Origin of the sequence: Photobacterium profundum, assembly GCF_003026285.1 — a bacterium.
GTDB classification, from domain to species: Bacteria; Pseudomonadota; Gammaproteobacteria; order Enterobacterales; family Vibrionaceae; genus Photobacterium; species Photobacterium profundum.
This window is the reverse complement of the sequence record NZ_PYOD01000002.1, coordinates 833002-848534: the sequence shown is the minus strand read 5'-3', so window position 1 is coordinate 848534 and position 15533 is coordinate 833002. Positions and strand designations below refer to the sequence as shown.

15 protein-coding genes are annotated in these 15533 nt (G+C 43.2%); 6 read left to right on the top strand and 9 right to left on the bottom strand.

All coding sequences use genetic code 11. The features are described from left to right. Positions 1-68: 68 nt before the first annotated feature. The 3 genes from C9J48_RS08570 to C9J48_RS08560 all read right to left on the bottom strand — a co-directional run bounded on the left by C9J48_RS08570 (position 69) and on the right by C9J48_RS08560 (position 3078). Positions 69-1037, bottom strand: a complete 969-nt coding sequence (locus tag C9J48_RS08570) for a DMT family transporter (RefSeq protein ID WP_006228620.1) — start codon at positions 1035-1037, stop codon at positions 69-71. A 24-nt stretch (positions 1038-1061) separates the two neighbouring features. Further along, positions 1062-1832 carry a maleate cis-trans isomerase family protein gene (locus tag C9J48_RS08565; RefSeq protein WP_006228621.1) on the bottom strand — a complete coding sequence of 257 codons (771 nt, stop codon included), beginning with the start codon at positions 1830-1832 and terminating at the stop codon, positions 1062-1064. 79 nt (positions 1833-1911) lie between these two features. Continuing rightward, positions 1912-3078 (bottom strand): M24 family metallopeptidase, encoded by a 1167-nt coding sequence (locus C9J48_RS08560; RefSeq protein WP_006228622.1) that lies wholly within the window; start codon positions 3076-3078, stop codon positions 1912-1914. 351 nt (positions 3079-3429) lie between these two features. On the opposite strand from C9J48_RS08560, the gene C9J48_RS08555 reads away from it, so the two are divergent. Genes C9J48_RS08555 through dpaL form a run of 3 tightly spaced genes read left to right on the top strand, consistent with a single transcriptional unit; the run spans position 3430 to position 5761 of the window. Next, positions 3430-4107 carry a helix-turn-helix transcriptional regulator gene (locus C9J48_RS08555; protein ID WP_006228623.1) on the top strand — a complete coding sequence of 226 codons (678 nt, stop codon included), beginning with the start codon at positions 3430-3432 and terminating at the stop codon, positions 4105-4107. 28 nt (positions 4108-4135) lie between these two features. Continuing rightward, the gene (locus C9J48_RS08550) at positions 4136-4519 is read left to right on the top strand and encodes a RidA family protein (protein ID WP_006228624.1); all 384 of its coding nucleotides are present in this window, start codon (positions 4136-4138) and stop codon (positions 4517-4519) included. A 60-nt stretch (positions 4520-4579) separates the two neighbouring features. After that, positions 4580-5761 carry a diaminopropionate ammonia-lyase gene (gene dpaL, locus C9J48_RS08545; protein WP_006228625.1) on the top strand — a complete coding sequence of 394 codons (1182 nt, stop codon included), beginning with the start codon at positions 4580-4582 and terminating at the stop codon, positions 5759-5761. Between the two features lie 140 nt (positions 5762-5901). Here dpaL and C9J48_RS08540 read toward each other — a convergent pair whose 3' ends face one another. Then, complete coding sequence (locus C9J48_RS08540; protein ID WP_006228626.1) at positions 5902-6903, bottom strand: bile acid:sodium symporter family protein; 1002 nt, start codon at positions 6901-6903, stop codon at positions 5902-5904. Positions 6904-6985: 82 nt separating this feature from the next. On the opposite strand from C9J48_RS08540, the gene C9J48_RS08535 reads away from it, so the two are divergent. Then, positions 6986-7765, top strand: coding sequence for an AraC family transcriptional regulator (locus C9J48_RS08535; RefSeq protein ID WP_006228627.1), 780 nt, complete (start codon positions 6986-6988; stop codon positions 7763-7765). A gap of 49 nt (positions 7766-7814) precedes the next feature. On the opposite strand, the gene C9J48_RS08530 is transcribed toward C9J48_RS08535, so the two are convergent. The 3 genes from C9J48_RS08530 to C9J48_RS08520 form a co-directional block, all read right to left on the bottom strand. Then, positions 7815-8591 carry an AraC family transcriptional regulator gene (locus C9J48_RS08530; RefSeq protein WP_006228628.1) on the bottom strand — a complete coding sequence of 259 codons (777 nt, stop codon included), beginning with the start codon at positions 8589-8591 and terminating at the stop codon, positions 7815-7817. A 69-nt stretch (positions 8592-8660) separates the two neighbouring features. Continuing rightward, on the bottom strand, positions 8661-9599 hold the full coding sequence (locus C9J48_RS08525) for a LysR family transcriptional regulator (RefSeq protein WP_006228629.1): 939 nt from the start codon (positions 9597-9599) through the stop codon (positions 8661-8663). A 112-nt stretch (positions 9600-9711) separates the two neighbouring features. Continuing rightward, a complete protein-coding gene (locus C9J48_RS08520) occupies positions 9712-11289 on the bottom strand; it encodes an acyl CoA:acetate/3-ketoacid CoA transferase (RefSeq protein WP_006228630.1) in 1578 nt (525 codons plus the stop codon). Positions 11290-11617: 328 nt separating this feature from the next. On the opposite strand from C9J48_RS08520, the gene C9J48_RS08515 reads away from it, so the two are divergent. Next, positions 11618-12973: a GntP family permease gene (locus tag C9J48_RS08515; protein ID WP_006228631.1), complete on the top strand. Its 1356-nt coding sequence runs from the start codon at positions 11618-11620 to the stop codon at positions 12971-12973. Positions 12974-13025: 52 nt separating this feature from the next. On the opposite strand, the gene C9J48_RS08510 is transcribed toward C9J48_RS08515, so the two are convergent. Further along, the gene (locus C9J48_RS08510; RefSeq protein WP_006228632.1) at positions 13026-13388 is read right to left on the bottom strand and encodes a hypothetical protein; all 363 of its coding nucleotides are present in this window, start codon (positions 13386-13388) and stop codon (positions 13026-13028) included. A gap of 197 nt (positions 13389-13585) precedes the next feature. On the opposite strand from C9J48_RS08510, the gene C9J48_RS08505 reads away from it, so the two are divergent. Next, a complete protein-coding gene (locus tag C9J48_RS08505) occupies positions 13586-13978 on the top strand; it encodes a cystatin domain-containing protein (protein WP_006228633.1) in 393 nt (130 codons plus the stop codon). 106 nt (positions 13979-14084) lie between these two features. Here C9J48_RS08505 and C9J48_RS08500 read toward each other — a convergent pair whose 3' ends face one another. Further along, positions 14085-15506 carry a basic amino acid/polyamine antiporter gene (locus C9J48_RS08500; protein ID WP_006228634.1) on the bottom strand — a complete coding sequence of 474 codons (1422 nt, stop codon included), beginning with the start codon at positions 15504-15506 and terminating at the stop codon, positions 14085-14087. Positions 15507-15533 lie beyond the last annotated feature (27 nt).

Sequence of the window (15533 nt, the reverse complement as noted above, 5' to 3'; positions counted from 1 at the left end):
TTTCCAGTCGATACGTTAATCAAATAGGATTGAATTGGCAGCACTGTTACGTACTGCCTAATAGTGAATTACTGAGAATCTGTTACAGGTTTTAATACTGTCTCTTGTTCAGATGCTTTTTCACGTCCAAACTTCATGAACAACACCATAGAAGCAATAACGACACCAATCGCAAGCAGACGCATAGGTGTTACGGCTTCACCTAGTGCAAAGACTGCTAATACAAACGAAGACAGTGGCATTAGGTTCAGAGCCATACCTGTGCCATCAACACCTACACGCTCCATCGCGTAAATGTAAACAAGATAACTCGTACCAGAAATACCCACACCCAGAATAACGATACATAGAATACGTAATGGTGAACTGAAAATACCCAGTGCTGACGAGAAGTCTGCGCCAGAGAACATTAAGTAAAAACCAAAACCAATAGAGGCAAAAACGAACTGGTGGAACATAGTGGCAACAGAGCCATACTTTTCAGCTAATTCTGCACGAGCATAAGCCGTACATGCAAAGCTAGCAGCACTTGCCAAACAAATTAGGTGACCAATATTAAAGCCATTAGTTTCTGAGTTTGGATCCATCACTAGAATCGCAACACCCGCAAATGCACCCAGTGCAGCAACCATTTGCATCATATTAAAGCGCGCATTATGACGAAAGAAGCCGACACTCAAGATAAGAATAGGGATTAATCCTTGGATAACGCCATTCTCTGAGGCTGTAATATAATCCAGCGATAAAAATGAGAAGAAACTGAACGCTCCCTGCCCAATAATGCCGCAAGCCGCAGCCCAAAACACATCATGGCGATTAGCCCACGTCAGTTTAAAATCTTGTTTTTTCTTCAGCTTTCCAGTTGCCAAACCGACATTAAATACGATCCCTAAAGTAATAAAGGCAACGGTATAACGTGCCCACACCAATACTTGTGGATCCATTACTTCCAAAATTGGCGTACCAACAATCCACGGAATACCCCAAAGTGAACCGATAAATATCGCCGCGATCCAACCTTTCATTGTATTTGTCATGATCTAATCCTTTCCTGTCATCAATTATTGATTCAATAAACGTCCGTAGCCTGGACATTGTGGAGACTTTCCAGTGAGGTGCATGGCATGCCAGAACATGGCTGAATTACTGCACACAACAGGGATATCAAATTTCTCTTCAATTTCTTGGATATGATCAAGTACACGTAAATTGGTACAAGACATGAAGACCAAGTCAGCACCAGATTCAGGTAAAATTTGATCCAGAGATTGAAACATCGACTCTTTCGCAACAGTGGTAATATCGGTATCTTTTTCAATACCCAGCGAGCCAAGAACAACAACATCAAAACCAGCGTTGGTTAGTTGTTGATAGAGAGGAAGGTTAACTTCTGTTGTATAAGGAGAGAAAACCGCAATTTTCTTTGCACCCAAATATTTGAATGCTGCTTGAGCGGCAGTCCAAGGGTTCGTCGCTGGAATATCACCGCGGTTTTTAGTCAACAAATTCGCGACTTTTTCTTCACCAATGATGATAGAAGCAGAAGTACATCCAAATGCCATTACATCCATCGGCAAACCTGTTGCAATTAAATCAGAGGCTTCGCTAATACCGACTGCGATCTGATCTAACGCTTCTGGGGTCATTTCACTACTGTAATAAACACGAGAACTGAATACACCAGCCTGCGTACCAAGCAATTTTGCCCAGTCCATTTCTAGGGAGTGATCTGTACTCAGTTGAACTAACCCGATGTGGGTGCGATTAATACGTGAAGCTTGTGTATGGGCAAGGGGGGTTTCAAATTTTTTGAACTCTTCAATCGTTTGCATGATTATGATCTTTCTTATAGTTATATGTTGCCATGTCGAATTCCCTCAACATGGCACAGGGTCTTGGGCAAAATTTTTATTACTTAATTACGATTAATTCAGGCTCAGCACGCTCACTTAGCCATTCCGCTCCGTTCTCAGTGATCACGATGTTCTCTTCGTGAACCATTGATTTACCTGGCGCATATACCATGCCAGGCTCAAGGGTCATTACCATGCCAGGCTTCAATACTGTGTTATCGGTAGCCGTATTTGATGGGCGCTCTGTTAACTCCATACCTAGACCATGACCTAGTCGACCAACGTCATTGCCAAGTGCGCCGTTCGACTCTAATACTCCCCACATCGCGTTATAGATGTCGGTAGTTGTGGCACCTGGACGTGCAGCTTCAAAGCCTTTCGTGGTTGCCTCATAAGTCGCACGGTATGCAGCTTTAGTTTGTTCACTTGCATGACCAAATGCCCAATTACGGTCAAAATCAGAGAAATATCCGTCACGTACTGCACCGGTATCAATGATCAGCACATCACCCTCTTCAATAATGCGATCTGTCGGTCCCATAATGATGCTGTCGTAACCATCAGGGCCAGAACCCGCAATGATATACGGACATTCATCAGCACCGTCTAACAGCATGTCGATACGGAACTGCTTACAAATTTCACGTTCAGTCATACCTGAACGGGCGTAGTCAGGAACCTTGTTAAAACCAAGATTAGTAATTCGACAAATTTCACGCGTCTTCTCAATTTCTGCTTGAGATTTAATTTGACGTAACTCATGCATTGCCAGTGATACATCAACAAACTCTTTTTTAACCATGGTGGTTAACTTCAAGTAATTGTTAACAGGCATACGTAAGTGGGATTCAATACCCAATGTTGCACCCACTCGACCATGGCGACATGGCAATGAATTCAATGCACTCGCCACTAAGCTGATGCCATCATCTTCAGGGCGAGGCGATGGCCAAGTAATGATGTTTTCAATCCAGGTTCCCGCCATACCACTTGCACCAATTTCAGGAATAACCGCAATTGGCTTACCTTCTGCTGGCACAATAACAAACCAAGGACGAGTCGGGCTGTGCCAGAACTGAGTGTGAAAACCGGTGAAATAACGCACATTAGGTTCAGTAGTGAAAATCATCGCGTCCAAATTCATTTCGTGCATAACTTTCTGTGCACGTGCTGTTCTATGTTCAAACTCAGACTGTTCAAAACCACGTTGTAAATAGTTAGTCATTGCAACCTCTTCCTTATTGTAATGGTCGTATAGCAACTAGTTGCAGTGCACAAAAGTGAACGATTAACCGCTACACAGTTCAATATTGTTTACGTTAGGGAGCTGCATGTTACTGACTATTCAGTTAAATAATGTGACCCAAGTCGCGCAGTTAACTTTAGTGACCTAAAGGGTACCTAATTTGAATAAACTTGTGATTAAAATCAATTTTAGTTATATTTAGTGAACTTTAGAGTTGCCTGACATCGCATTTTATAGTTTTATAGTTACACAAAATTGATTTTGAACTTGTCTTTTGGGCTTATGAAGACCACTATAGTTAACAGAATTAGTTAACTATAGTGAACCAAAATGAAACCAGTAGCATATTCAGCGTTTAATGCAGAGTTTACCGACAAAGATCGAGAGTTCCTGGTAACTTATTTTAGGCTTGCCGACACGATTGCTGACTTCATTGGTCCTCACTGTGAAGTGGTAATCCACTCGTTCGAAAGTTTTGAGAAGTCAGTCGTCAAGATAGTGAATGGACACCATACTGGTCGTAAAGTTGGCTCACCGATCACGGATTTGGGATTAAAAATGCTCAGCCTGATCGAAAAAACAGGCGAAGTGACGCCAAAGAGTTACTTCACCAACAGTAAAGATGGCTCTTTATTGAAATCAACAACTTGCGTATTGGCTGGTGAAAATGGCAAACCGATTGGCTTGTTCTGTATCAACATGAACTTGTCCCATCCTTTTCCAGAAATAATTAAAACACTCATGCCTGATATGGCGCATTCACATGTCGGCGTTAGCGAGAATTTCAGTTCATCGGCAACAGATGTAATAGAGCAAGCAATTAATCATGCTGTACTCGAAATTGACGGGGATGCATCGATCAACCTAAAGGGCCGAAACAAAGCAATTACTAAATTATTGCTTGAAAACGGCATCTTTGAATTAAAAGAGGCAACAGCGATGGTTTCCGAGCATCTTGGAATCACTCGTCATGCCATTTATAAATATATTCGCGAATTTAAAGCGTAATAATCGACTGAAAGATAAAGAGAAGATAATGAAAACAAAAATCCATACAGATCTTGCACCTGCAGCAATTGGCCCTTACTCACAAGGTTTAGCTTTTAAAGATATGGTATTTACATCTGGTCAGTTACCGCTAGATCCAAGCACCATGGCATTTGTTGAAGGTGGTATTAAAGAGCAAGCACGTCAATCTCTTGCAAACTTAAAAGCCGTACTTGAAGAAAGTGGCGCTGGTTTAGATACAGTACTGAAAACAACATGTTTCCTTTCTGATATGGAAAACTTTGTCGCTTTCAACGAAGTGTACACTGAAGTATTCGGAACAGACGTTGCGCCAGCACGTTCATGTGTTGAAGCGGCGCGTTTACCTAAAGATGCCTTGGTAGAAGTAGAAGCAATTGCTTTTATTAAATAATTAACCACAAGGCTGCTTATGTAGCCTTATTTTCTCGACCTTTCTTTCTGAGTAAACATCATGCTTAACGTATCTAAAAACAGTTTTTATACTGGCCAAACATCGCCAATCTTTAATAAAGACATTGCTAAACAAGCTCGTGCGTTTCATGGCCAAATAGAAGGCTATAAACCTACACCTTTGGTTTCATTACCATTATTAGCTGAAAAGCTAGGTGTAAAATCAATCTTAGTGAAAGATGAATCTCACCGCTTTGGGCTAAATGCTTTTAAGGTACTTGGTGGCTCATACGCGCTAGGCCGTTTGTTAGCTGAATACCTTAATATTGATATTGCTGAAATTGATTTAAAAACAGTCTCTTCAAAATTAGACAAGCCGCTAGTTTTTACAACAGCAACCGCTGGTAATCACGGTACAGGTGTTGCTTGGGCTGCTCGAGAGATGGGTCAGAAAGCGGTTGTTTATATGCCAAAAGGGTCTTCACTAGTCAGTGCAGAGCGTATACGTGGGCTAGGTGCTGAATGCATCATCACCGATGTAAACTACGATGACACAGTACGATTGGCCAATAAAACAGCCCAAGAAAATAGCTGGATGCTAGTGCAAGATACCGCTTGGGAAGGTTACGATAAAATTCCAACGTGGATCTCACAGGGTTACATGACAATGGCAGATGAAGCCATTGATCAAGCAGCTGAAATGCCTGAAGGTCAACCAACACATGTGCTTCTTCAAGCTGGTGTAGGTGCAATGGCTGGCGGTATTCTGGGCTATTTAGCTGACAGACTAGGTGCTGATAATTTCAAAGCCATCATTGCTGAACCTGCTGTAGCTGATTGTATTTTCCGCTCTGGAACCAGTGAAGACGGCAATATGGTTAATGTATCAGGCGATCTAAATTCAATCATGGCTGGTCTAGCATGTGGTGAACCAAATCCAGTGACCTGGCCAATTCTACGTGATTGTAGTGATCTCTTTGTTTCTGTTGACGACAACGTTGCAGCAACAGGCATGCGTATTTTAGGCAACCCTTTAAAGGGTGATCAAGCTATCACCAGTGGTGAATCTGGTGCTATTACTATGGGTTTACTGTACTTGTTGGCTAACCATCCTGAAGGACAAAAAATTGCGCAGAGCATCGGGCTTGATCAAGATGCTGTTGTGATGATTTTCAGTACTGAAGGCGATACCAACGCTGATCGTTACCGTCAAATTGCTTGGGAAGGCATGTTGTCACTTTAATCATTAAAGCGCCCGTACCTCTTATTATAAAGCAGTGGTCCCTTTAATACTATGCCAGTCAATTCAACATTGACTGGCATTTTTTAACATATCTATACGACTTTTATCAATCATCATAAAGATAAATGTAGATAGCTCGATCACTCATTTTCAGTCATCAACTCTGCTTCCTTGGCATAACGATTGGCCAGTATTGCGCAATAAAATATTTGAATCTGGTGATAAAACATAATCGGTAACAAGATCATACCTAACATTGGGTTTGCACCGAATATCACTTTCGCCATTGGCACCCCAGCTGCCAGTGTTTTCTTGGTGCCACAAAAAACAGCGGTTATCTCATCTTCACGGCTAAAACCAGCACGGCGAGCAGCCCATGTAATACTGTGAACCATCAGCAATAAAACCAACGTGGCAGCGATTAACGCAACGCCCAATGTTTGCCATTCAAAATTATGCCAAATACCATCAGCAACAGAATCACTGAAGGCATTATAGACAATCAGTAAAATAACCCATTTATCAATTTTATTAATAATTGTTTTTCTTTTTTCCAGCACTTTTAATGCAATAGGTCGACAAAGCTGCCCTACAACCATAGGTAATAACAGCAATTTTGAAATGGATAATACAGTATCGAGAATATCGAGTTTAACCCCTTCCATCCCCATGAATAGTTGAATGAGAAACGGCGTTATTAACACGCCTAGCAAACTCGATAACGATGCATTGAATATCGCAGCTGGCACGTTTCCTTTGGCAACACTGGTCATTGCGACAGATGAAGAAATTGTACTCGGCAAGACAAACAAGTAGCAAAAACCAAAAGCCAATGCCGATGGCATAACAGCTTGAAAAGCAGGACCGAATAACAACCATAATAAGGGGTACACAATAAACGTCGCGCTTTGTACAAAGATATGCAAACGCCAATTGCTAATACCTTGTTTGATCGCTTGTGGCGATAAGCCAACACCGTGCAAAAAGAAGATTAAAGCGATACCTAAACCTGTAATGGTATCGAGATGCAATAAACCGCCCGATTGCCCTAATGACGGTAAGATAGCAGCCAATGCAATTGCGGCTAACATTCCCATTAAGAACCATTCTTTTTTTATGTATTGAATACAGGCAGATCCCATATTATATCCTTTCGATAGTGATGACTTTCTATAAGTAGGATACTAATATCATTATTTCTCGCTATCGATAAGTTGCTAGTAAATGTCGAATAAAAGACAATATCGCTCTATTCCTGCTTTAACACAGTTACCACGTCCTGTGTATGCTCGCAGTGAAAACTGGGATCACTCAGGAACGCAAACACTGTGGCATTCGCATGCATGGGGGCAATGGTCTTACGCAATAAAAGGCGTGCTTGTTGTACATACTCACGCGGGTCGTTTTGTTGCACCACCGCAATACGCCATTTGGGTGCCTGAAGGGGTTGAGCACCAAGTTATTTCAAGCGGTGCTGCTCAAATGCGCAGTTTATATATACGAACGGGTAGTTTAATAAATTTATGTTGGCACAACGCATGTGTTTGTGAAGTCAGTTCTTTGGCGAAAGAACTCATACTACGCTTTGGCTGTTTTGATAGTGAGTACAAACTTAATGGAAAAGAAAATCGTCTCGCAAATGTACTATTAGATACACTTGATGATTTACCCCAAGCACAAACACAATTACCGATGCCAAGTGATAAGCGTTTATTGGCTATTTTTGATTACCTACAAGTTCACACTGGTGAACAGATTAATATTGATCAGATTGGTCATAAAGTGGGGTTATCTGGGCGTAGCGTCAGCCGGTTATTCAAACAAGAAACAGGTTTAACCTTTCAACAATGGCGACAACGCTTACGGCTACTTTCTGCATTAAATTTATTAGAACAAGCGATGCCCGTTACCCAAGTCGCTATGGAGTGCGGATATGAATCTTTATCTGCTTTTGTTGCTGCGTTTGGAAAACAGTTTGGCGAAACACCGGGGAAATATTTTTAGCTGTTTATCAAAAAATGATTATTAATAGGCCACGCACTCAATGAATACCTTATTCTATTTTCGATCGCATGAACTGGCTTGGCGTGTCACCTAAGTGTTGTTTAAAAAAGCTGATAAAAGCACTGTCACTCGAAAAATCCAACGCAAAAGCCACATCAGACACACTCTTACCTTCCGCTAATTGCTCTATTGCACCATGTAGACGCCATTGCTGTCGCCACGCTTGATAAGACATACCTGTTTGCTTGGTAAAGATACGGGTAATTGTTTTCTCGCTAGCACCTATCTCGTGTGCCATTTGGTTCAACTGTTGAGGGTTTTTACTACCCGATTGCAATGAATCTAACCACAGAATCAATCGCCCATCTGTCGGCAATACTAATTGTAATGATTGCTCTGGCGCTGCCGCTAACTCTTCAATAAATAACGCAGAAATATTATTTTGCAGCTGAGCTGGCATATCCCACTCCCACATAGCCATTCTTTCGATAAGCGCCTGTAGCAATGTATTAACCCCAATAATTTTCATTTTACTTGGCAATGCTGGAAAGGTCGCGACATCAAAATACACTGAACGATACGCGACAACGTTACGCATTTGAGCACAATGAACAGTACCCGCAGGAATCCAAGCGGCTCTCGTTGGCGGTAATACACACTGCTTATTATCTAACGTAATTGTCATACAGCCCGCTGGAGCATACAAAAGTTGTGCTTTTTGATGTTGGTGCATACCTGAATCGTGACGACCGACATCGGCGGCGATGCCAATAATCTGCGTATCTATATCATCAACATTAAATTTAGAATCATGGTCAATAATCATCGTCGAAGTCCGGTTTTTGACGTTTTTCTTTCTTATTATTGTAACCGGACAGACGTGTAGCTACAAAAGCTACCCCACGATTTCTTTAGTACGGCGTAACATGTAGTCCTTAAAAGTCTTGCAACGAACCGACATCGGATGACGAGGGCGAAAATAGAGATTGATATCAAATCGGCTGGCAACAAAATCAGTAAGAAACACTTTGAGTCGTCCATCGGCCAGCGCACCGCGGATTACTGAATAAGGTAAATAAGCGACTCCCGCCCCACGGATTGCCAGATCCCGCAAAATCTCACTGTTATCACACTCCAGCGCATCGCTAATTGTTACCGCTCGGTTCACACCATCAAGACAGAAATACCAGCGATTCCCACCAACAAGAGAGCTCGCATACAAACATCGGTGATCGCCCAATTCCTCCGGTTCTACCGGCGTGCCGCAGCGGGCTAGATAACTAGGTGCTGCACAGGCATACAGCGGCTCACTCAGAAGCGGACGGCGGATTAGCAATGAATCCTTTTCTTCCGTTTCCCTATTGGTCGCTTTGGCACGAATGATAAAATCCACATACAAGGGATCGGTTTCACCGGCCTCGATAAACAGTCGGAAGTTTACCTTCGGATGCATTTCCATATATTCCGCGATAATCTCACGCAGGTAGTAGGACGCAAATAGCGGAGTGGAAGAGATAGTGATCACCCCTCGCTGCTCATCAGCCATACTTTCCACCTCAGAGCAGATAGTATCGATTTCCGGCAGCAAGGTAGAAAATCGCTGGTAGAGCAACTCACCAGCATCAGTAGGAACCAATTGACGAGTACTACGTTTTATCAACTCTACTGCCATCAGGGTTTCCAGCTCTTTGATCCACCGGCTAGCTGCGGCTGCAGAAATCCCCCACTCTTCAGCGGCTTCCCGAAACGAACCATTCTGGATAACAGAACAAAAAAATGCGATCTTATTCAGTTGTTGCTGACGGGGATTTATTCCGGCTGTTGGCAATGACATAACCTTTCCCTGTTGATCATAAGTTTGCCATTTATGATGCTTGGTAAGGAAAATTCCACCAACCGGAAAGTCAGTTTCTTGTAATCTGCCTCACAGTATTTCACTCCCACACCTAATCACTATTCAGCGAAAAATCAGGAGAAAAAACACACGCGGGCATTAATTTAAGATCAGGGTCAATAATAGGGTGAAATGCCATCTGAGCCAGAATGTCACGCTCTAGGTTGATGCCCGGAGCAATCTCTTCCAGTATCAATCCCTTCTCATCAAGACGGAACACTGCCCGTTCAGTGATATAACGTACAGGCTGTTGTGTCGCGATTGCTCTTGAGGCAGAAAAGGTAATTTGTTCAACCTTCGTGACAAATTTTTTCAATCTCCCTTCAGATCGTATATCGACCTGACCGTCGGTGACGGCAACCTCGAGCCCATTCGCAGTGAAGGTGCCGCAAAAAAAGAGTGATTTAGTATGCTGGCTAATATTGATAAAACCGCCGCACCCCGGGAGTTTATTGCCAAAACGCGAGACATTGATATCACCTTGGCGCGAGCACTGTGCCAAACCCAAGAAAGCTTGGTCGATACCACCACCGTCATAGAAATCGAACATCTGATCTTGGGTAATAATAGCTTCGGGAAGGAAGCTAGCACCAAAATTTAGTCCACTGGCCGGCAATCCGCCGATTGCACCAGGCTCAATCGTCAAGGTTAAACTATCGAGTATGCCAGCCTGCCCTGCGACTGTTGCAATATATTCTGGCACCCCTATACCCAAGTTCAATATTGCCCCAGATTCTAACTCCATTACGGCCCGACGAGCGATCAGGGTTTTGGCATCGAGTACTGCAGCGGTTTTCTCTTTGGCGTACGACTTCGCAATGTGGGCTATTGCCGAAGATCGACGCCCGACAAACTCTGGGGAAAAACGCGTCGCGAAGGTTTGCATATGTTCAGTTTCGTCTTGGCACAATACGATAGCATCAACAAAAATTCCCGGAATTTTAATACTGTGGGGATCAAGTGTTCCTGAGGGTACAATGCGCCTCACTTGGACAATCACTCGGCCTCCCTGATTTCGAGCTGCCTGAGCAGCAGCCAGATTCTCGACGATTAAGCATTCATCTTCCATAGTGATGTTGCCGTCTTCATCAGCGGTCGTTCCGCGTAGAATTGCCACATCAACTGGCAGCCTTGAATAAAATAGATACTCCTGACCGTCCAGCTCATGAATACGAACGAGGTCATCCTTGGTGATCGCATTTATTTTTCCACCTTCCAACCGAGGATCAACAAAAGTATCTAGGCCGGTAGTAGTCAAGGTGCCAGGCTTACCAGCAGCAGTATCACGCAATAGATGGGAGATCACCCCTTGCGGCAAGTTATAAGCCTCAATTTCATTATCGAGCGCCATTTTTTGCAACTCAGGAACCAGCCCCCAGTGGCCACCGATTACCCGCTTCACCAACCCGTGCTGAGCTAAATGATTAGCCGCACGACCTTTCCCATCGCCCTGTCCTGCCGCAAAAATCAACGTCAGATCCTGAGGTACACCTGTCTGGGAAAAGCGCTCTCCGATTGCTCGAACAATAGACTCCGGCACCACAGAACCAATAAAGCCGCCCAACATCAGAGACTGTCCATCTTGTACCCAGGTGGCCGCTTGCTCAGCGGTAAGTTGGCAGACTGGCATACACTGTTCCTTTTTATTAATTATTTTTATTAACCATGCAAAAAAGTGTATGAGTACTTACGGTTCGGTTTAATATCCATAAATGAAATTATCTTTTCCAAATCTGTTCTTCAACCAACATGAAATTAAATTAAGCCACTGATATAAAAGTAGTTAATGCTTATTACCTTCGTAATAAAACCGTCATCGGAGAGGCCATTACTTGAGTTAGATCTCACTTTGCATGCTTCGATGTAAGTGCCTTGTTTTACGTTGTTTCCATTCTTCATTAGACGTTCTAGCATGTTAACAAACTGTTACTTACTTTACCTTGCTGGAGAAAACTAATATGGATGTTGCCGTAATCCTTCTCACCCTGATAGGTTTAATGTACTTTGCCTATCGTGGTGTTTCCGTGCTTGTTCTGGCACCTATCCTTGCAATGCTTGCCGCCCTGTTAACCAATGACTTTCCTTCTCTTTATGCCCTTTCTAATGTCTTTATGCCTGCTGCCGCCAACTACATTAAGCTCTACTTTCCTGTATTTATCGCCGGTGCTATTTTCGGCAAACTAATGGGGGCTTCGGGGGCCGCACGAACACTTTCTGCTTTTATAATCAAGAATCTGGGTCCACGCCATGCCATTCTGTCTGTGGTATTAGCCACCGCGCTCCTTACCTATGGTGGGGTTTCTCTCTTCGTCGTGGTCTTTGCTATGTACCCGATAGGGGCTGAAACTTTCCGCGCGGCTGGTATTCCCAAGCGCCTACTGCCCGCAGCAATTACCCTAGGCGCCTTTACCTTTACGATGACGGCACTACCTGGCTCACCTCAATACCTCAATACCATGCCTACCATTCCGTTTGGGACAACAGTTTACGCCGCACCCATTTTGGGTATCTTAGCGGCAACCATGATGTTGACTCTGGGAATACTCTGGATAAAATTTCGCGCCGGAAAAGCGATAGCGGCAGGTGAAGGCTATGGCGAAGATGAAGATACAGAATCTAAAGATCTAGCCTCGACGCAGAGTCCTGGAGTCCTAATGTCACTGATTCCAATTTTATTGGTCTTTATCATCAATTTCTTAATGACAAATATTTATTTCAAATCACCTACTGTTGTTGCCAATTACCAAACCTTAGAAGCCAGTATCAACGGCACTTGGTCTGTGATTTTGGCTTTAGGATTTGCCATTGCCTTTATGCTGATTGTTTTCCGTCGCTACCTAATCGATCCCAACAAACAGGTTTTTGATGGTTCGGTTGGCTCGCTATTACCGATTTTCAATACGGCTTCCGAAGTCGGTTACGGGGCAGTAATCACCGCTCTCTCTGCTTTTCTTGTGGTTAAGGCCGGTATTGCCGCCATTGATATTCCCGACTTGTTCAAGGTAGCAATCACATCAACCAGTTTGGCTGGAATCATAGGCTCGTCTTCAGGCGGAACAGGAATGGTATTGGCTCTACTCGGCAACGACTTCCTAAGTACAGGAATAAACCCAGAAGTTCTACACCGAGTAGTATTGCTCGCCGCAGGGGGGCTCGATACGCTACCGCATTGCGGTGCAGTAATCACTTTGCTGGCAGTTTGCCGATTGAGCCACCGACAAAGCTATGGGGATATCGCCGTTGTCACCATGGCAATTCCATTGTTATCAGCCTTCACGGTAATTGTGGTCCACCTCGCAACCGGACTGGTTTAACATTCGCTATGTACCCCGAATTATTTACGGCAAATAATTCGGGGCATACTGCTTATTTAGAGTGGCAAGGCTGAACATAAATAGCATTGCTTGGGAATCGTCCATCCTTGCTTGGATGCTGTGCATGAAGCCGACACAAGTCATTGTGAATGCTGATGGCACGCACTATAAATAATTCTTGTTGCCACTTGCCATCGTGAAAGACTTTGATATCTAATTTTTGTCCTTCATCCACCTCTTCGGGTAAGCGAATCTCGTACGTATCGCTAAGGGCTACTAGCCAGTAATCTTCCATGGTGATTAACCGCCCCTCCCCCGGCGTTGCGACAGCTGTAACGTAGTTGAATTGCTGTGCCGCACCAGCTCCACCTGAAAAGAATAGCCATAACGACACGACAATAAGGAAATTTTTCATCGTGTTTCTCTCTGTAGAGAAGGTCTCTTTACTATAGTGCTTACGAGGGACTAAGGGGGACGCTATTCAATACTGGCATTTCAAATCTATTTTATAAATTATTTGAACAATGATTTAATATCAAATATATTGACGTACAAATAGTAAGGGAATTTATCTTTCTGTAACTGTATATGAACGATGGGGAGTCATCTCGCATGCAAAAACGATTAGCCTTGGTTTTATCATTCTGTGTTCTAACTGCGGTTGGGTGTTCACAGCAATCGACGCAAGCGACGACAGAAAAAGAGCAAAACATCAACCCACTCTGTAATACTGAAGCGGGTATGCCCGGCGGCTGGCATGATTCAGCTGTAACACCAGAAGCAACAGCTGCGGTAGACAGTGTGTTAGCCATGATGAATACATCAGCACAATTATCCAAAATTTTGGATGTAAAAACGCAAGTTGTAAACGGCATAAACTATGCGATTGATTTTGAGTTAGATAATGGTGAAGTGTGGAATACACGTGTATACCGAAGCCTAAAGGGTAAATACACCATGACACAACCAGCAGCGCTTGGCAGCATGACGCAAGATTGCCAATAATTTTCATCTAAGCTGGCGTTGAGGTTAATACCGATAAGGTCGCCCTTGTGGCAACCTTATCGTTTTAAATACTGCCTATATGTAATATACAATACATAGCTAACAGCTAAAGTGACAAAGTACCTGAAAGAATCAAGTGTAAAGCAGTAAGAGCTCCTCCGATAACCATCGCAGCTAAAACCTTTTCTATTGGACTAATAAGAAAACTTAGCCCGCGTTCTTTTCTTGAACGGAAGAAAAATGGTAATCCACACGAATAAAGTAATAGCGACAATAATAGGTAGTCTAACCCACCAGCATAGATCAGCCATAAACCGTAGACAGAGCCAATTGATGTCATCAGCAATAAAGAGACCGCATGTTGTTTATTCTTAAGCGCGAGCTTCAATCCAAAACCAGCACACAACAAGTATGGTATTAGCGCCATCGATGAGGCCAGTTGAATTAAGATATTATAACCAGCATCATTAACATAATTAATAACTAAAAATAGCGAGATAAGACTATTAGTCAGCCACATTGCATTGGCAGGCACTTGTTTACTATTAAGTTTTCCAAAAATAGATGGTGCGGTATTTTTAGACCCTCTAGCAGCAAGAAAGAGCATTTCACTAGATATCATTGTCCATGCCAGCAATGCCCCACCAACAGAGACAATCAACCCGATATTAATCAGTACACCTCCCCAAGGACCAACTGCAAATTCAAGAACTTGCGCCATTGATGGATTTTTCATTCCCGCAAGTTCAGCTTGTGGTACTACGCCGAGAGAAAGCAAAGAAACACAGATAAGAAGAGTGATTGTAATCAGAAACCCTAAGATCGTTGCCCGGCTAACAACCTGCATATTTTGAGCGCGAGACGCATAAACCGTGGCACATTCAATACCTAAAAATACCCACACAGTGTAAAGCATGGTGTTTTTAACCTGACTAGTCACAGATCCGAGTTCAGGAGATCCCCAAAAATCAATTTGGAACGTTTCAATTTTAAATGCTAATGCAACGAGTAAGATAAATAACAGAATGGGAATTATTTTTGCGATAGTCACGATAATATTCAGTGTCGTTGCGGATTGAACACCGCGTAACACAAAAAAGTGCAGTACCCACAATGTAATGATGCCGCAAACCATAGCGGGAAAAGTACTGCCGTCACCAAAGAAGTCAAAAGCTTGAAATGAACCGAGTGCGCTGTAAATTACGACAAGGTAACCAACGTTACCAACCCAAACCGAAATCCAATATCCCCATGCGGCATTGAAGCCAAGGTAGTCACCGAATCCCTCTCGAACGTAACCATAAACACCATCATCAATATCTGAACGGTTGATCGACAACCATTGAAATATTTTTGCCAAGGTTATCATGCCAAAGAAAGTGATAATCCAAGCAATAATGATCGCGCCAGCTCCCGCTCCTTCAGCCATATTTTGCGGCAGACTGAAGATTCCACTGCCAACAATCGCCCCTGTTACAAGAGCCGTCATTGCCAACAACCCTAGTTTACTCTCACTCTGCCGAGCCATCTTCTTTCTCCTTAAAGAGAGGGCATC